This is a genomic window from Xanthomonas sp. CPBF 426, from assembly GCF_903989465.1.
Lineage (GTDB): Bacteria > Pseudomonadota > Gammaproteobacteria > Xanthomonadales > Xanthomonadaceae > Xanthomonas > Xanthomonas euroxanthea.
Genome location: NZ_LR861805.1, coordinates 2,705,833 through 2,722,832, shown reverse-complemented (window position 1 = coordinate 2,722,832; position 17,000 = coordinate 2,705,833). Strand labels below are relative to the sequence as shown.

The window sequence follows — 17,000 nt, the reverse complement described above, 5'->3', positions numbered from 1 at the left end:
GACGACTGCGTCTGTCAGCACCAGGCTCACAGGGCGCGAACTCACTCAGGCTGTTGCTTGGCGGCAGCGTCCTGCTGATCGCGCTTTTCATAGGCCGTGACAATGCGCTGCACCAGCGGGTGGCGCACCACGTCGCGTGCCTCGAAGAAGGTGAAGCTGGCGCCGTCCACATCGCGCAGCACCTCGATGGCGTCGCGCAGGCCGGACTTGACGTGCTTGGGCAGGTCGATTTGGGTCAGGTCGCCGGTGACCACCGCGGTGGAGCCGAAGCCCAGGCGGGTCAGGAACATCTTCATCTGCTCAATGGTGGTGTTCTGCGCCTCGTCCAGGATCACGTAGGCATCGTTGAGCGTGCGGCCGCGCATATAGGCCAGCGGCGCAATCTCGATGACGTTCTTTTCCAGCAGCTTGACCACCTTTTCCACGCCCAGCATTTCGTACAGCGCGTCGTACAGCGGGCGCAGGTACGGGTCCACCTTCTGGCTGAGATCGCCAGGCAGGAAGCCCAGCTTCTCGCCGGCTTCCACCGCCGGGCGCACCAGGATCAGGCGCTGTACGCGCGATTCGTTCAAGGCTTCCACTGCGCTGGCCACGGCCAGGAAGGTCTTGCCGGTACCGGCCGGGCCGATGCCGAAATTGATGTCGTGCGTGGCAATCGCATGCAGGTACTTGGCCTGGTTGGCGCCGCGGCCACGCACGGTGCCGCGCTTGACCTTGATCGCCACGTCCTGGGCCACGTAGGAACGATCGACCACGTGCTCGACATTGGCATCGTTCAGGCGCAGGTGGATGGCGTGGTTGTCGAACGTGGTGGCGGCAGCTTCCTCGTACAAGGCCGTCAGCAGCGACTGCGCGGCGGTAATCGCCGGCTCCGGGCCGGTGACGCGGAAGATGTTGCCGCGGTTGGCGATCTCCACGCCGAGCTTGAGTTCGATCTGGCGCAGGTGCGCGTCGAACGGGCCGGCCAGATTGGCCAGGCGCTCGATGTCGTCGGGTTCCAGGGTGAAGTCGCGATGTGCAGGTGAGTTCATGGTCGGATCGGACCGCGCACGCATGCGCTGTCGGTTGGGCGGCAGACGAGGGTAGCGCGCAGCGTGTGATCCCACCAACACGCCCGGGCACTGCAATCACCCGGTCTGGCCGGGGCCGGCGGCGTGCGCGGGTTTTCCACAGTCGCTGTGGAGTCACGCATCACTAACCTGTGGATAAAAATTGTGGCGCCTACTCGCACAAGGTCTGGCAGGCAGGTGGCGAAAAAATCGCCACTGCGATGGCGGTTGTCCACAAGCGGTGTGGATCGAATTCGGCAAAGCCTGTGGGTAAGTACTCGCACGCCTTGTGCCGCAAGGTGTTGCAGATGGGTGGTGAAATTTTGATCACTCGGCGTGCGTGCCGCGTGCTGGGGCGAGCCGCTGTCGATGTCGTCGCTGTGCGCGATCAACACATTGCCCGGCCCTTGCGAACGATGCGCGCTGTCGCTGGCTTGCAGACCGAGCATGGCCCAGTGCTGCGCCAGGTCACCGGGCCACTGCCGACGCTCTAGCGCCAGTTGGCGACTCAGCGCGATGCGCACGCCGCTGCGTGCTCGCGAAAGTAGAGGCGCGCGGCGTGACACGCGTGAGCTGGCTGAAGTGCCAGCGTATTGCACACACGCACGCAGCCACGCAAGGTAAGGACCATCGCAGGCAGATGCGGCATCGGGCGGCTGGCGGCAGCACCACGACCGTCGCGACCGACCAGCACGCACTCAGTCATCCATCAAGAATCCGCCACCAAATGCTGACGGAAGGCGCCACGCAAGCCGGCGCCCGTGCCGCGTCAGCTTGCGCTGTCGTCCACCTGGATAAGGCCACGCAGCGAATTGCTCATCGCCTCGGTGATCACCACATCAACGAAGTGCCCGATCAGGCGCGGGTTGCCGGGGAAATTCACCGGGCGCATGTTCTCGCTCTTGCCAGTCAACTCGTTCGGATCGCGCCGCGACGGGCCTTCCACCAGTACCCGTTGCACGCTGCCGACCATGGACTGCGAGATACGCGTGGCGTGCGCATTGATCTGCGCCTGCAGGCGGGCAAGCCGCGCTTGCTTGACGGCTTCCGGCGTGTCGTCCTGCAGGTCCGATGCCGGCGTGCCGGGACGCCGCGAATACACGAACGAGAAACTCTGGTCGAAGCCCACGTCCTCGATCAGCTTCATGGTCTTTTCGAAATCCGCTTCGGTCTCGCCGGGAAAGCCGACGATGAAGTCCGAGCTGATCGAAATGTCCGGGCGCACCGCGCGCAGCTTGCGGATCTTGGACTTGAATTCCAGTGCGGTGTAGCCACGCTTCATCGCCGACAGGATGCGGTCGCTGCCGGCCTGCACCGGCAGGTGCAGGTAATTGGCCAGCTGCGGCACGTCGCGATAGGCATCCACCAGCGAATCGGAAAATTCCAGCGGATGGGAGGTGGTGAAACGGATACGGCCGATGCCGTCGATCTGCGCGATGGTGCGGATCAGCAGGCCCAGATCCGCGTACTGCGCCGCATCGCCGGCATCGGCGCCGTACGCGCCGCGATACGCGTTGACGTTCTGGCCGAGCAGGTTGATCTCACGCACGCCCTGCGCAGCCAGTTGCGCCACTTCCACCAGCACGTCCTCGAACGGCCGGCTGACTTCCTCGCCGCGGGTGTAGGGCACCACGCAGAACGAGCAGTATTTGGAGCAGCCTTCCATGATCGACACAAATGCCGACGGGCCATCGGCACGCGGCTCGGGCAGGCGATCGAACTTCTCGATTTCCGGAAAGCTGATGTCCACCTGCGACTTGCCCGATTCGCGCCGCGCGCGGATCAGCTCCGGCAGGCGATGCAGGGTCTGCGGGCCGAACACCAGATCCACGTACGGCGCGCGCTTGACGATGGCCTCGCCTTCCTGCGACGCCACGCAGCCACCCACCCCGATGATCACCGGCTTGCCGCCGGCCTTCAGTGCCTTCCAGCGGCCGAGCTGGCTGAACACCTTTTCCTGCGCCTTCTCGCGGATGGAGCAGGTGTTGACCAGCACCACGTCGGCGTCTTCGGGGTTGTCGGTCAGCTCCAGGCCCTCGGAGGCGGCGAGCACGTCGGCCATCTTGGCCGAGTCGTACTCGTTCATCTGGCACCCGTGGGTCTTGATGTAGAGCTTGCCGCGCACCACGGCAGGCGCCGACGGGCGGGCCACCGGCAGCGGCAACAGGGCAGGTGCGTCCACGGCGGTGGCCGCGGACAGGTCGGAAACGGATGTCCCGGGCATGGCGCTTATTCCAGGCGGGTAGAAGATAGCCGCACAGTTTACCCGCTTGCGCCGGGCCCGTCCGCCTGGTCAGGCCTTGGCGTTGGTCGCCTCGGCACGTGCAAACGCCGGCCGGTCGGCCATGCGGGCGATGTAGGCGCGGGTGCTGGCAGGCGGATCGACCAGGCCGAAATCGAGCATCCAGCCCAGCGCGCCGCCCCACAGCACATCGGCCGCGCTGCAGCGTTCGCCCAACAGATAGTCGCCCTTGGCCAGTTGCGCATCGATCACCTGCAGCACCGTGTCGCAGTCGGCGTAGGGCGAGATCGCGCGCGGCGGCGCGTCGCGCTTCAGCGCGCGGTCGATGATTGCCGGCTCGAACGCCGAGCCGTAGAAGGCCAGCCAGCGCAGGTAGGCGCCGCGATCGGCATCGCCCGGGGCCGGCGACAGGCCGGCTTCCGGATACAGCTCGGCCAGGTACTGGTAGATCGCACCCTGTTCGGTGACCACGCTGTCGCCGTGCCGGATCGCCGGAATCTTGCCCATCGGGTTGATCGCCAGGTAGTCGCTCGTCAGTTGCTCGCCTTTTTCCAGATTGACGATCTGCAGGTCGTAACTGGCGCCGAGCTCTTCCAGCAGCACCAGCACGCCGCGCGAGCGCGAGCGGGGATTGTGGAACAGGGTGATGTGGCGCTGGTCGGACATTGCAGGTTCCTTGGTGGAGGCGGAAGGCATGGGCCGCGGTACCAGCCCATCCTACGCAGCCATTGCGGACAGTTCCTGTCCGCAATACGGTAGCGCGATGGCTTCGACCGCTGCCCGCTTGTTGCGTCTGCTCGCCCTGCTGCAAGGCGGCCGGACCTGGTCCGGTGCGGCGCTGGCCGAGCGCCTGGACCTGCATCCGCGCAGCGTACGGCGCGCGGTCGAGCGCTTGCGCGAACTGGGCTACCCGGTGCAGGCCGCGCCCGGGGCCGGAGGCGGTTATCAGCTGGGGCAGGGCGCTGCGGCCCTGCCGCTGTTGTTTGAAGAGGACGAAGCGCTGACCGTGGCGATCGCCTTGCGCGCAGCGGCTCCGGTGATGCGCGGCATGGATGCGTCGGCGGCGCGGGTGCTGCGCAAGCTCGATCCCTTGTTGCCGCAGCGCAGCGGCCAGCGTGCCAGTGGTGCGCATGCGGCCACGGCCAGTCTGCCGATCACCGAGGACGCCGCTGCCTTGGTGGATGCGGCACTGCTGGCGCACCTGGCCAGCGCCAGCCGCGACCGGGCCACGCTGCGGCTGGACTATCGCCGGCATTCCGGCGCGCCCATCACGCGCTGCGTGGAACCGGCCTTGCTGGTGAACTACGGGCGGCGTTGGTACCTGCTGGCCTGGGACTGCAAGCGTCAGGACTGGCGTACCCTGCGGGCCGACCGGATCGACCAGGCCAGCGCGACCGGCGCCCGGTTCGCCGCGCGCGCGTTGCCGGAGGAGCCGCTGCAACTCCTGCGCAAGGCGATCGGCGAGTCGCCGTTTCCGTGTCGGGCCCGGGTACGCCTGCACGGCACGCTGGATGCACTCGCCGCGCGCATCCCGCCCTGGCTGGGCGCGCTGGAAGCCGACGGGCCGGCACATTGCTGGCTGGGCCTGGGCGCACCGAGCATGCCGGCCCTGGCGGCCAACCTGCTGCTGCTCGATCTGCCCTTCGATGCGATCTCCCCGCAGGCCGTGCGTGCTCCCCTGACCCAGGCGCTGAACGTGTTGCGGACGCGGCTGGAGCAACTGCCCGGATAACCGCGGCAGCCACTTGGCAAGCCGGGGCCAAGCTGGGACACTCCGCCGCATGAAGGGGATGTCAAGAGTGCTGGGGCTGCTAGTTGTCACGTTGTCGGCGGCGCCGGTCAGCGCCGGCACCTTGTACAAGTGCGTCAGCGGCGACGGGATCACCAGCTACCTGAGCAAGCGCCAGAGCGGGGCGACCTGCAGCGTCATCAGCAGCTACACCCCGGACCGGTCCGCGCGCCGCGCCGCGCCGTCCACGCTTCGGCCGACGCCGGGGGTGGCCGCCAACCCGGCGCGCAGCAGCGCCACGATCGACAGTGGCGCGCCGGCCACGATCATCAGCCAGCCAGCCAGCCAACCGCCTCCGCGCGCTGCCGAGCTCGCCTCGGCGCTGAGGCCGCGCGCGCAGGCGGTGTCGGAGTCGTCGATCGTTCAGCCGCCCGCTGCTGCCGCGGTCAATCCGCGCCGGGTGGTCAGCGGGCAGGTCTATTCGTACATGAAGGACGGTGTGCGCCATTACACCAGTGCGCGCCCGCGCCAGGTCGCCAGCATCCAGGGCCTGCGCACCATCCACTACAGCTTCATCGAAACCTGCTACGCCTGCGGGGCTAAGCCGGGCGTCAATTTCGGCGCGATCCGGCTCAATACCAACGCCTACCAGCAGGAAATCACTGCGGCCGCGCGCGAGTTCGGGGTCGAAGAGGCGATCGTGCGCGCGATCATCCATGCCGAGTCGGCCTACAATCCGCTGGCATTGAGTCGTGCCGGCGCGCAGGGGCTGATGCAATTGATGCCCGGGACCGCACGCCGCTTCGGGGTCAGCGATGCCTATGATGCAACGCAAAATATTCGCGGTGGCGTGCAATATCTTTCGTGGTTGCTGAAGCGCTTCAACGGCGATCTCACGCTGGCTGCTGCCGGCTACAACGCGGGCGAGGGCGCGGTGGATCGCTACGGTGGCGTGCCGCCTTACAGCGAGACCCAGCGCTACGTGCAACGCGTCGGCCTGCTGGCCGGACGCTATCGTGGGCAGGCCACGGCAGCCAACTGAGCTGCGTGCCTTCGCACGCATGCGCTGCCCGCTTCGGCCTGCCTTGACCGCAACCAATCGGGACGGATGTCGGGCGGCCACCACGTCGCGCAGGCAGCCCTCGCGGCTGCGCGATGCCGCAGCCCACGCGCAGCAGGTCTTCGCCGGGGCAGGGTCGATGCCAGCACTGCGTCACAGCTGTCGGTCCTGTGCCAGGCTGGCAAGTGATGCAATCGGCGCGCGCCTGCATCCGGTGTTTGCACTGCGCCGGTCCGACTGCGTACATTGCGTTGTCTGTGTATTAAGCGTTCCGCTACACTGCGGTCGATTCATCGCGGCTGGACCCCCCGCCAGCCGTTGGCAGCCTCACGCTACCTAATCAAGATCGGAGAGCCGGATGGCCAACGATGGGGTTAACGCACCTGCGGATATCGGGCGTCGTCGGTTCTTGACCGCGACAACGGCCGTGGTCGGTGCGGTCGGAGCAGGATTTGTCGCAGTTCCGTTCGTGAAGTCGTGGAATCCCAGTGCACGCGCCAAGTTGGCCGGTGCCCCGGTGACTGCCGACATCAGCGCCTTGCAGGAGGGGCAACGGCTGGTTCTGGAATGGCGCGGTCAGCCGATCTGGATCGTCAAGCGCTCCAAGGCGATGCTCGACGCGCTGCCATCGCTGGATGACCGGCTCAAGGATCCCAAGTCCGAGAACAAGGACCAGCAGCCGGACTATGTACTGAAGAATCCCGAATACCGCTCGATCAAGTCCGACATCTCGGTGCTGGTCGGGCTGTGCACGCATCTGGGCTGCTCGCCGGAAATGGTCGCCGAAATCCGCCCCGAGCCCTACGACCCGCAATGGAAGGGCGGCTATTTCTGCCCCTGCCACAAGTCGCGTTTCGACATGTCCGGCCGCGTCTTCGACGGCGTGCCGGCACCGATCAATCTGCTGGTGCCCCCACACCATTACGTGGACGACAACACCCTGGTGATCGGCGTCGATCCCGATGGTGCCGGTACGTCGGCCAACAGCACGGGGGCTGCCTGATGAGCAATATCCTGGTCCGTACCGCCAACGGTGTGTTCGATTGGGTCAACGAACGCGCGCCCGGGCTGATGCCCATGTATCGCAAGCATGTCAGCGAGTACTACGCGCCGAAGAACTTCAACCTCTGGTACTACTTCGGCTCGCTGGCCATCGTGGTGCTGGTCAACCAGATCGTCACCGGCATCTTCCTGACGATGCACTACAAGACCAGCGCCGCCGATGCATTCGCCTCGATCGAATACATCATGCGCGACGTGGAGTGGGGCTGGCTGATCCGCTACATGCACAGCACCGGCGCCTCGCTGTTCTTCATCGTGGTGTATCTGCACATGTTCCGCGGGCTGATGTACGGCAGCTACCAGAAGCCGCGCGAATTGGTGTGGATTCTCGGCATGCTGATCTACCTGGTGCTGATGGCCGAAGCCTTCATGGGTTATGTGCTGCCGTGGGGTCAGATGTCGTTCTGGGGCGCCAAGGTCATCATCTCGCTGTTCGGTGCCATTCCGGTGATCGGCAACGGGCTGACCGAATGGATCATGGGCGACTACCTGCCCGGCGATGCCACGCTCAACCGCTTCTTCGCGCTGCACGTGATCGCGCTGCCGCTGGTGCTGTTGTTGCTGATCGTGCTGCACATCGGCGCGCTGCATGAAGTGGGTTCCAACAATCCCGATGGCGTGGACATCAAGAAGGGGCCGAAGGGCAACCGCTGGGACGCGCACAAACCGGCCGACGGCATCCCGTTCCACCCGTACTACACGGTCAAGGATCTGGTCGGGGTCGGCTTTCTGCTGTTGATCGCGGCCTTCATCATCTTCTTCGCGCCGGCGTTTGGCGGCCTGTTCCTGGAGCACGACAACTTCACCGAGGCCAATCGCCTGGTGACTCCCGAGCACATCAAGCCGGTCTGGTACTACACGCCGTATTACGCGATGTTGCGGGTTGTGCCGAACAAGCTCGGCGGCGTGCTGGTGATGTTCTCGGCGATCGCGATCCTGTTCCTGGTGCCGTGGCTGGATCGGGCCAAGGTGCGCTCGATCCGCTACCGTGGCTGGATCTCCAAGGTCGCGCTCGGCGTGCTGGTGGTGTGCTTCGTGTGGCTGGGCGTGATCGGCTCCGGCCCCGGCACCGACGCGCACGAAACCTATGTCGGGCGCGTGCTGACCTTCCTGTACTTCGCCTTCTTCATCACCATGCCGGTGTGGACGCGGCTGGACAAGACCAAGCCGGTGCCGGAGCGGGTGACCACCCATGACTAATTCCAACGTGAGGTCATGGACGTCGCGCCTGGTCGCCCTGCTGTGCGGGCTGCTCATTGGCGGCGGTGCGATCGCGGCCGAAGGCGGTGCGGTGCAGCAGGCCGGCAACGACCTGAGCGACCGTGCCTCCCTGCAGCGTGGCGCGCAGTTGTTCATGAACTACTGTTCCGGCTGCCACTCGCTGAAATACCTGCGCTATTCGCGCATGGCCAGCGATCTGGGCTTGAGCGAAGCAGAGGTCATGACCAACCTCAACTTCACCGGCGCCAAGATCGGCGAACACATCGAAGGCACCATGCCGCACGATGCGGCGGCCAAGTGGTTCGGCAAGGCGCCGCCGGACCTGACCCTGATCGCCCGCGTGCGCGGCACTGACTGGGTCTATACCTACCTCAAGTCGTTCTACCTGGATCAGACCCGCCCCCTGGGCTGGAACAACCAGTTGTTCCCGAATGCGTCCATGCCCAACCCGCTGTGGGAGCTGCAAGGCCTGCAGCAGGCGCAGTTCGGCCCGCCCGACAAGGCGACCGGCGACAAGCCGGTGCAGGCGCTCAAGCTCGGCCAACCCGGGCGACAGACGCCGGTGGAGTTCGACCAGACCGTGCGCGACATCGCCAACTTCCTAGAGTACGCGGGCGAGCCGGCGGCGCTGAAACGGCAAAGCATAGGCGTGTGGGTGATCCTGTTCCTGGTCTTGCTCACCTTCATTGCCTACTTGCTCAAGAAGGAATACTGGAAGGACGTGCATTGATCGTGCGGTGAACCCGAGGCGGCCGCGCAATGCCGCGGCGGCCCAGGAATAGCAACCGATCGCCCGGTGCATGCAGGCGCTGCGCAGGGCAGGGGTGCGCATGCTATGTGCCGATTCCGGGCCTGGGCCGCGTCCGTCGGCGGTGGCGCAGTCGTTGAGCGGCATGGACGCCGTTCAAGAGCCTAGATCGACTCAAGAGCCTACATGGACGTACTTGCGGCGGGTCTTGCGACGGTGGGCGGGCAAGGGCCCTGCAGCCAACTCGCAGCGTCGAGGGCGCGGTGCCCTCACCGCTTGCGGGACACGCCGTGAACCCGTCCCGCAACCGGCAAGGGCACCGCACCAGACAATTGGTCGGCGCTCATTTGAAAAGCTGCCTGTCGTGCGGTGTGCATCAGACGTGCAACCGATGCTTCATGATCGAACAAGGCGCATCCAGCGCTGCTCTTCCCATGCACACCGACCCTCTCCACTGGTCCTTGCCCGCTCACCGTCGCGGGACCCTGAGCGGCATGGATGCCGCGCCGGAGCCTACATGGACGTACTTGCGGCGTGTCCCGCGATGGTGGGCGGGCAAGGGCCCGGCAGCAAACTCGCAGCGTCGAGGACGTACTTGCGGCGTGTCCTGCGGTGGTGGGCGGCAAGGGCCCGGCAGCAAACTCGCAGCGTCGAGGACGTACTTGCGGCGTGTCCTGCGACGGTGGGCGGGCAGGGCCCGGCAGCAAACTCGCAGCGTCAAGGACGTACTTGCGGCGTGTCTCGCGATGGTGGGCGTGCAAGGGCCTGCACAGAATCCGCAGATCCGCTGCGGACCCTGCCGATGACGCGTCATCGCCGGCCGCGCCAGACATTGAACGCCACAATATGGCCAGTTGGTGTTTTTGAGGCCCTATCACCCTTGGCTTTTGCGTGACGTGATTGCACACTCGAAGGACCGTGGTGACGGTCGGCGTTGGGCCGGCCGCGCCGATGCGGCCGGCGGATTCCGGTCGTCGGAGAGCCTTGAATGGCGACGAGTGTGCGTATGCGGAATACCTTGACTTTGTTTTCGTCCAACGACGACGTGTTGTGCCACCGGGTCCGTCTGGTCCTGGCGGCGAAAGGGGTGACCTACGACCTGGTGCCGGTCGACCCGCAAAATCCCCCGGAAGATCTGATCGATCTCAATCCCTATCATTCGGTCCCGACCCTGGTCGAACGCGACCTGGTGCTGTACGCCGCATCGGTGGTCAGCGAATACCTGGACGAGCGCTACCCGCATCCGCCGTTGATGCCGGTCGACCCGCTCTCGCGCGCGCGCCTGCGTCTGGCGATGTTGCGGATCGAGCACGACTGGGTGCCGCAGGTGCAGGCCATCCAGCTCGGCAACAAGACCCAAGCCGAAGCCGGCCGCAAGCGCCTGAAGGAACTGCTCACCGCGTCGGTGCCGCTGTTCAAGGCCAGCAAGTTCTTCCTCAATCCGGAAATGAGTCTGGCCGATTGCGCGATGGCGCCGATCATCTGGCGACTGGACGCGTTGGAGATCGGGCTGCCCAAGGATGGCAAGGCGATCGAAGATTACGGCAACCGGATCTTCCGCAATCCCGGCTTCATCCGCAGCCTGACCGATCAGGAAAAGAAACTGCGCGACCTGCCAGGCTGATGCGACGGCTGTATGCCAACAGACCGACACCGCATCGCGCAGCCGCCGCTGCGGGCCGTGTGCGGGTAAAATGACGCCATGAGCGAAGATTTCCCCCGCATGACCAGCCATCGCCCGTACCTGCTGCGGGCCTTGGTCGAATGGATCAACGACAACGGCATGACGCCGCACGTTCTGGTGGACGCAGGACTGCCCGGCGTGCAGGTGCCTGCCAGTGCGGTCAAGGACGGCCGTGTGGTCCTGAACATCGCCGAGCGCGCCGTGGTCGGGCTGCAGGTCGACAACGAAAGCGTGCAGTTCACCGCGCGCTTTGGCGGCGTCAGTTATCCGGTGATGGTGCCGATGGCCGCCGTCCTGGCGGTATATGCGCGCGAGACGGGGCAGGGCATGGCCTTGCCGGACGATATCCCCGGTACCAGCACCGAACCGCCGGATCCGGGGGCGTCGCCGCCGCCGGGCGCGCCCACGCCGGACGAGCCGCCGGCTGCCGGCAAGCGTCCGCATCTGCGCGTGGTCAAGTAACCGGCAACGGGCGCGCACCGCGCGTCCGTCCGGTGCCGCGGCAGGTACGCGTGGTGTGTGCGCCGCGGTCGAATGAGGGCACCGACAGATGCGGTTGCAGTCACTGCGGCGGCTTCTTGAATGCGCTGCAGGACGCTGGTCTTCGGTTGCCGCCTGCAGGCCAGGCGCCTGCATGCATGCGTACACAGCGACCAGATCGCGGTCAGTTCAGGCGCTGATGATCCGGGCTCAGCGGTGTCACCGTGGCCACTTGCGGTCCGGTAAAGGCGATCAGCTGATCGCCGCGCAGCACCAGGCGGCCGCTATGCCGGTCGATGCCATCGTGCGAATACTCGAACCGGAACGTCCGCTCGAAGCCCAGCCAGCCGTTGGGCTTGCGACAGATGCGCAGGTTGGTGGAATGCACGCTCTGGTCCAGCCATTGCACGTCGGCGGCGCGGCAGGCGTTGCGGCCGAGGATGTCGGCACGTTCGGCTGCGGCACGCGAGGAGTTCCAGAACGCGTACAGCGCGGCGCCGGCAATCATGAAGAGAATCAGGCTGGGCATGGGCGTCAATGTGCCATGGCACGCGCCCGGTCGACAATCGCCGCGCCGGGCCGCAGCGTTGCGTTGGCCGCCGGCGAGGTCGCGCGCCGGTCGTCCTCCGATTTCATGATGCACCGCCATTGCTGCGGCTGGCTTGTGTGGGGCGCAGCGCAACCCCATCCATTGAACTCACCCCCTTGAATCCACGCGCCGTCGGTCCTGGCTTGGCATCACGGCCTGCGGTATCGCCTATGCATCCTGTCCTGCAGCAGTTCCATCCTGTCGTGGCTTCGTGGTTCGCGCAGACCTTCGCCGAGCCCACGCCGGCGCAGATTGCCGCGTGGCCGGCGATCCAGGCCGGACGCCACACGCTGGTAGCCGCGCCCACCGGCTCGGGCAAGACATTGACGGCGTTCTTCGCGGCGATCGATGCATTGATCCGCGACGGCCTGGCCAACGGCGGCGCGCTGCCGGACGAAACCCGCGTGGTCTACGTTTCGCCGCTGAAGGCGCTGTCCAACGACATCCACCTCAATCTGGATGCGCCGTTGCAGGGCATCCGCACGGCCCTGGTCGCGAGCGGCCTGCCGGACGTGGCAGTGCGCACGGCGGTGCGTACCGGCGACACCCCGCAACGTGAGCGGGCGCAAGCACGCCGCACGCCGCCGCATATCCTGGTGACCACGCCGGAGTCCCTGTACGTGCTGTTGGGCTCGGCCTCCGGACGCCATGCGCTACGGCATGTGCGCACCGTCATCGTCGATGAAATCCACGCGGTGGCGGCGGACAAACGCGGCAGCCACCTGAGCCTGACCCTGGAGCGGCTGCAGCGGCTGGCCGAGCGCCCGATCACCCGCATTGGCTTATCGGCGACGCAGAAGCCGATCGAGACCGTGGCGCAGTTCCTGGTCGGGGCGGGTGATGCCGGCCAGTCGCCGCCTTGCGAGATCGTGGACATCGGCTACACCCGCAAGCGCGATCTGGCGCTGGCCCTGCCGCCGACGCCGCTGAGCGTAGTGATGTCCAACGATCAGTGGCTGCAGGTCTACGCCGATGTCGCCAGGCTTGCGGAGCAGCATCGCACCACGCTGGTGTTCGTCAATACCCGGCGCATGGCCGAGCGGGCTGCGCGCCATCTTGGCGATCTGCTCGGCAAGCAGCGCGTCGCCGCGCACCACGGCAGCCTGTCGCGCGAGACGCGGCTGCTGGCCGAGCAGCGGCTCAAGGCCGGCGACCTCACCGTGCTGGTGGCCACCGCATCGCTGGAACTGGGCCTGGATATCGGCGATGTGGATCTGGTCTGCCAGCTCGGTTCACCACGCTCGATCGCCACCTTCCTGCAGCGCGCCGGACGCTCCGGGCACAAGGTCGGCGGCACGCCCAAGGCGCGCCTGTTCCCGCAGACCCGCGACGAGCTGGTCGAATGCGCCGCGCTGCTGGACAGTGTGCGCCGCGGTGAGCTGGACGCCTTGCGCATGCCGCTGGCGCCGATCGACGTGCTTGCGCAACAGATCGTGGCCGAGGCCGCGTGCGAGGACTGGGACGAAGACGCGCTGTTTGCCTTGGTGCGTCGTGCCTGGCAGTTTGCGCAGCTGAGCCGTGCGAGCTTCGACGACGTGGTGCGCATGTTGTGCGACGGCTTCAGCACACGGCTCGGGCCGCGTGCGGGTTACCTGCATCGCGACGCGGTGCATCGGCGCCTGCATGCGCGGCGTGGCGCACGCATGACCGCGCTGACCTCCGGCGGCACCATTCCCGAAACCGGCGACTACAGCGTGGTGCTGGAGCCGCAGGCCGAAAAGATCGGCACGGTGAACGAGGATTTTGCGGTCGAAAGCCTTACCGGCGATGTGTTCCAGCTTGGCAATGCCAGCTACCGCATCCTGCGCGTGGATGCCGGGCGCGTGCGCGTGGAAGATGCCAAGGGCGCGCCACCGAATATCCCGTTCTGGCTGGGCGAGGCGCCCGGGCGCAGCGATGAATTGTCGGCGGCGGTGTCGCGCCTGCGCGGCGAGATTGCGGTGCGGCTGGAGAGCCCGCCACATCAGGCCGCCTGCGACTGGCTGCACGACGTCTTGGGTCTGTCGGTGGAAGCTGCACGCCAACTGGTCGACTATCTCGCCCATGCCTGCACGGCCCTGGGCGCGATGCCGACCCAGCAGTGTCTGGTGATGGAGCGCTTCTTCGATGCCAGTGGCGGCACCCAGCTGGTGATCCACTCGCCGTACGGCAGCCGCATCAACCGTGCCTGGGGACTGGCGTTGCGCAAGCGCTTCTGCCGCACCTTCAACTTCGAACTACAGGCCGCCGCAACCGAGGATGCGATCGTGTTGTCGCTGTCCACCAGCCACAGTTTTGCGCTGGAGGAGGTGGCCCGCTACCTCCATTCGTCATCGGCCGAGCATGTGTTGATCCAGGCGCTGCTGGATGCACCGCTGTTCGGCGTGCGCTGGCGCTGGAATGCGACCAATGCGATGGCGCTGCCGCGCTTTGCCGGCGGCCACAAGGTCGCGCCCCAGCTGCAACGGATGAAGTCGGAGGATCTGCTGGCGACCGTGTTCCCCGACCAGGTCGCCTGCGCGGAGAACCTGGTGGGCGAGCGCGAGGTGCCGGACCACCCGTTGGTGGCGCAGACGCTGGAAGACTGCCTGCATCAGTCCATGGACAGCGAGGGCTGGTTGCAGGTGCTGCGCGGGCTGGAGTCGGGCGCGATCACGCTGGTGGCGCGCGATCTGGCGGCACCGTCGCCGCTGGCGGCCGAAGCCCTGAATGCGCGGCCGTATGCCTTCCTGGACGACGCACCACTGGAGGAGCGCCGCACCCAGGCCGTGCAGAGCCGTCGCTATACGCCGCAGAGCAGCGACGACCTGGGGCAGCTCGATCCCGAGGCTATCGCCTCGGTGCGTGAACAGGCCTGGCCGCAGCCGCGCGATGCCGAAGAAATGCACGAGGCGTTGGTCGGGCTCGGTGTGCTTCCGGTCGATGAAGCCGGCGATGTGCAATGGCAGGCGTGGCTGGCTGCACTCGCCGGCGATGGGCGCGCCAGTTGTCTCGCCTTCGACGGGGTGCCCGCGTTGTGGATCAGTGCCGAGCGCATCGACTGGTTTGTGCCGCTGTATCCGCATGCCGTTGCCCAACCGCCGCTACAGGCGCCGGCAGATTGCCGCGTTGCCGACTGGCAGCGCGACTGGGCCGTGCGCGAGCTGCTGCGCGGGCGCCTGTCTGCGGTCGGCCCGGCGCAGGTACCGGCCCTGGCGGGTGCATTGCGCCTGCCAGAGTCCGAGATCGTGCTTGCCCTGGCCGCGCTGCAGCGCGAGGGCTATGTCATGGCCGGCCACTTCAGCGCGCAGGCGCAGTCGGAAGAATGGTGCGAACGTCATCTGCTGGCGCGCATCCATCGCTATACCCTGGGGCGGTTGCGCCGCGAGATCGAGCCGGTGGCGCAACGCGACTACGCGCGGTTCCTGTTCGAGTGGCAGCACGTCGATGGCGCCAGCCGTGTGGCAGGGCCGGACGCACTGGCCGGCGTGGTCGGGCAGCTGGAAGGCTTCGAGGCCCCCGCAGTGCTGTGGGAAAGCGAGCTGCTGCCGGCACGCGTGCGCGACTACCAACCGGCCTGGCTGGACGAGCTGTGCACCGCCGGGCGCACCGTATGGGCGCGGCTGCGGCCCGGCGGCGGACGTGGCGGTGCCGCGCTGCGTAGCACGCCGATCGTGTTGCTGCCGCGCCGCGCCGCGCAACGCTGGAGCAGCCTGGCACGCGATGGCGACGACGCACCATTGGGCTCGCGCGCGCAACGGGTGGCGGAGGTCCTGCAGCAGCAAGGCGCCTTGTTCTTCGACGAGATTGCCGATGCGGCCCGGCTGATGAGCACCGAATTGGAAGATGCACTGAGCGAACTGGTGATGCGCGGGCGTGCGCATTGCGACAGTTATGCCGGGCTGCGCGCGCTGCTGGTGCCGGCATCCAAGCGGCCCTCGGCGCTGTCGCGCCACCGGCGCCGCGCCAGTGCCCTGGGCATTCGCGATGCCGGGCGCTGGGCGCCGGTGCGCGCGCTGCCGGAGTTGCCGCTGGCCGAGGCCGGCGAGCGTCATCAGGACATGCTCGAACATGTGGCGCACACCTTGTTGCGTCGCTACGGCGTGGTCTGTTGGCGGCTGCTGGAGCGCGAGGCGGCATGGTTGCCGCCGTGGCGCGAATTGCTGCGCATGTACCAACGCCTGGAAGCGCGTGGCGAAATCCGTGGCGGGCGTTTCATCGCCGGCCTGTCCGGCGAGCAGTTTGCGTTGCCGGATGCGATCGCCGCCCTGCGCCGCGTACGTGCGCAAGCCTTGCCGCAGCAGTGGGTGTGCGTGAGCGCGAGCGACCCGAGCAATCTGCTGGGCAGCCTCCTGCCGGGCGAGCGCGTCGCGCGCGTGCCCGGCAATCGGGTGGCCTATCTCGATGGCCTGCCGATGGCGGTATGGGCGGCCGATCGCTTCCAGCCGCTGCAGGACCTGAGCACCGAGCAGGCCGAGCAGGCCCTGCGCCTGCTGCAGCGTGGGCCTGGCGCCGCCGAGCAGACGCCGATGGAGCAGTGGCTGGCTCAGTCGCCCGGCAGCACCGCGCGCGCGCCTGTCGTCCGTGGCAGCGGACGCGACAGATAGCGGCTATCGGGCACCACCCAGCGCCATGGTGCATCCATCGCCTTGCGGATGCCGATGCGCGGCGTTGCCAGCGGCCCGGATGGCGGCGGCAGGCCATCGTCCTCGATCCACAGGCGTGCGCGCGCGTCGGTCAGGTCCAGCCCGTTGTCCGTGGCGTTCACGCCAAATGCCTGGGCCAGGCGACCGGGGCCGGTGGTCAAGCTCTTGAGCGGGGCGGCGCTGCGCGCGGCCTGCATCGCGGCGATTGCGGCCAGCGGCTCGAGCGCGCGGATCAGCACCGCATGCCCGGGCGCACCACCGCATACCGCGTTGATCGCCCAATGCATGCCGTAGATGAAATACACATACAGATGCCCCGGCGCGCCGAACATCACCTGCGTGCGTGGGGTCATGCCGCGAAACGAATGCGCGGCCGGATCTTCGCTGCCGCAATACGCCTCGACCTCGGTGATGCGGCCGCGGCGCCCATCCGCGCTGACCAGCACCTTGTTGAGCAATCGCGGTGAGACCTGGCGGGCATCGTGCGCATAGAAGCTGCGTGGAAGTGGCTGTGGCGACATGCGCCAAGCCT

General features: G+C 67.0%; 13 protein-coding genes. 8 read left to right on the top strand and 5 right to left on the bottom strand.

All coding sequences use genetic code 11. From position 1 onward, the window contains the following. Window positions 1-41 precede the first annotated feature (41 nt). The 3 genes from H7A87_RS11715 to H7A87_RS11705 form a co-directional block, all read right to left on the bottom strand. Entirely contained in the window at window positions 42-1,031 is a 990-nt protein-coding gene (locus H7A87_RS11715; RefSeq protein WP_119128857.1) for a PhoH family protein, read from the bottom strand. Window positions 1,032-1,818: 787 nt separating this feature from the next. After that, complete coding sequence (gene miaB / locus H7A87_RS11710) at window positions 1,819-3,273, bottom strand: tRNA (N6-isopentenyl adenosine(37)-C2)-methylthiotransferase MiaB (RefSeq protein WP_115676864.1); 1,455 nt, start codon at window positions 3,271-3,273, stop codon at window positions 1,819-1,821. A 69-nt stretch (window positions 3,274-3,342) separates the two neighbouring features. Continuing rightward, window positions 3,343-3,957, bottom strand: coding sequence for a glutathione S-transferase family protein (locus tag H7A87_RS11705; protein WP_119128638.1), 615 nt, complete (start codon window positions 3,955-3,957; stop codon window positions 3,343-3,345). Window positions 3,958-4,054: 97 nt separating this feature from the next. Between H7A87_RS11705 and H7A87_RS11700 the strand changes: the two genes are divergently transcribed. The 7 genes from H7A87_RS11700 to H7A87_RS11670 all read left to right on the top strand — a co-directional run bounded on the left by H7A87_RS11700 (window position 4,055) and on the right by H7A87_RS11670 (window position 11,257). Further along, window positions 4,055-5,023 (top strand): WYL domain-containing protein, encoded by a 969-nt coding sequence (locus H7A87_RS11700; RefSeq protein WP_119128858.1) that lies wholly within the window; start codon window positions 4,055-4,057, stop codon window positions 5,021-5,023. Window positions 5,024-5,072: 49 nt separating this feature from the next. After that, complete coding sequence (locus tag H7A87_RS11695; protein ID WP_119128639.1) at window positions 5,073-6,062, top strand: lytic transglycosylase domain-containing protein; 990 nt, start codon at window positions 5,073-5,075, stop codon at window positions 6,060-6,062. 376 nt (window positions 6,063-6,438) lie between these two features. Then, complete coding sequence (petA, locus tag H7A87_RS11690) at window positions 6,439-7,083, top strand: ubiquinol-cytochrome c reductase iron-sulfur subunit (protein ID WP_026064126.1); 645 nt, start codon at window positions 6,439-6,441, stop codon at window positions 7,081-7,083. Further along, complete coding sequence (locus H7A87_RS11685) at window positions 7,083-8,342, top strand: cytochrome bc complex cytochrome b subunit (RefSeq protein WP_104649060.1); 1,260 nt, start codon at window positions 7,083-7,085, stop codon at window positions 8,340-8,342. The genes petA and H7A87_RS11685 overlap by 1 nt, the downstream gene beginning before the upstream one ends. Then, window positions 8,335-9,093 carry a cytochrome c1 gene (locus tag H7A87_RS11680; protein ID WP_180496645.1) on the top strand — a complete coding sequence of 253 codons (759 nt, stop codon included), beginning with the start codon at window positions 8,335-8,337 and terminating at the stop codon, window positions 9,091-9,093. The genes H7A87_RS11685 and H7A87_RS11680 overlap by 8 nt, the downstream gene beginning before the upstream one ends. Before the next feature lie 1,006 nt (window positions 9,094-10,099). Beyond that, complete coding sequence (locus tag H7A87_RS11675; RefSeq protein WP_024939278.1) at window positions 10,100-10,735, top strand: glutathione S-transferase N-terminal domain-containing protein; 636 nt, start codon at window positions 10,100-10,102, stop codon at window positions 10,733-10,735. 78 nt (window positions 10,736-10,813) lie between these two features. Then, window positions 10,814-11,257 (top strand): ClpXP protease specificity-enhancing factor, encoded by a 444-nt coding sequence (locus tag H7A87_RS11670; RefSeq protein ID WP_104582164.1) that lies wholly within the window; start codon window positions 10,814-10,816, stop codon window positions 11,255-11,257. 202 nt (window positions 11,258-11,459) lie between these two features. Here the strand turns inward: H7A87_RS11670 and H7A87_RS11665 are convergent, their stop codons facing one another. After that, window positions 11,460-11,804, bottom strand: a complete 345-nt coding sequence (locus H7A87_RS11665; protein ID WP_119128642.1) for a DUF3301 domain-containing protein — start codon at window positions 11,802-11,804, stop codon at window positions 11,460-11,462. 230 nt (window positions 11,805-12,034) lie between these two features. On the opposite strand from H7A87_RS11665, the gene H7A87_RS11660 reads away from it, so the two are divergent. Then, window positions 12,035-16,429 (top strand): DEAD/DEAH box helicase, encoded by a 4,395-nt coding sequence (locus H7A87_RS11660; protein WP_119128643.1) that lies wholly within the window; start codon window positions 12,035-12,037, stop codon window positions 16,427-16,429. On the opposite strand, the gene H7A87_RS11655 is transcribed toward H7A87_RS11660, so the two are convergent. Next, a complete protein-coding gene (locus H7A87_RS11655) occupies window positions 16,369-16,989 on the bottom strand; it encodes a DNA-3-methyladenine glycosylase (protein ID WP_119128644.1) in 621 nt (206 codons plus the stop codon). The genes H7A87_RS11660 and H7A87_RS11655 overlap by 61 nt on opposite strands. Between the last annotated feature and the right edge of the window lie 11 nt (window positions 16,990-17,000).

Excerpts from the sequence above, each read along its gene's own strand:
- H7A87_RS11715 (WP_119128857.1), bottom strand. The coding sequence starts at position 1,031 with ATGAACTCACCTGCACATCGCGACTTCACCCTGGAACCCGACGACATC.
- miaB (WP_115676864.1), bottom strand. The coding sequence starts at position 3,273 with ATGCCCGGGACATCCGTTTCCGACCTGTCCGCGGCCACCGCCGTGGAC.
- H7A87_RS11705 (WP_119128638.1), bottom strand. The coding sequence starts at position 3,957 with ATGTCCGACCAGCGCCACATCACCCTGTTCCACAATCCCCGCTCGCGC.
- H7A87_RS11700 (WP_119128858.1), top strand. The coding sequence starts at position 4,055 with ATGGCTTCGACCGCTGCCCGCTTGTTGCGTCTGCTCGCCCTGCTGCAA.
- H7A87_RS11695 (WP_119128639.1), top strand. The coding sequence starts at position 5,073 with ATGAAGGGGATGTCAAGAGTGCTGGGGCTGCTAGTTGTCACGTTGTCG.
- petA (WP_026064126.1), top strand. The coding sequence starts at position 6,439 with ATGGCCAACGATGGGGTTAACGCACCTGCGGATATCGGGCGTCGTCGG.
- H7A87_RS11685 (WP_104649060.1), top strand. The coding sequence starts at position 7,083 with ATGAGCAATATCCTGGTCCGTACCGCCAACGGTGTGTTCGATTGGGTC.
- H7A87_RS11680 (WP_180496645.1), top strand. The coding sequence starts at position 8,335 with ATGACTAATTCCAACGTGAGGTCATGGACGTCGCGCCTGGTCGCCCTG.
- H7A87_RS11675 (WP_024939278.1), top strand. The coding sequence starts at position 10,100 with ATGGCGACGAGTGTGCGTATGCGGAATACCTTGACTTTGTTTTCGTCC.
- H7A87_RS11670 (WP_104582164.1), top strand. The coding sequence starts at position 10,814 with ATGAGCGAAGATTTCCCCCGCATGACCAGCCATCGCCCGTACCTGCTG.
- H7A87_RS11665 (WP_119128642.1), bottom strand. The coding sequence starts at position 11,804 with ATGCCCAGCCTGATTCTCTTCATGATTGCCGGCGCCGCGCTGTACGCG.
- H7A87_RS11660 (WP_119128643.1), top strand. The coding sequence starts at position 12,035 with ATGCATCCTGTCCTGCAGCAGTTCCATCCTGTCGTGGCTTCGTGGTTC.
- H7A87_RS11655 (WP_119128644.1), bottom strand. The coding sequence starts at position 16,989 with ATGTCGCCACAGCCACTTCCACGCAGCTTCTATGCGCACGATGCCCGC.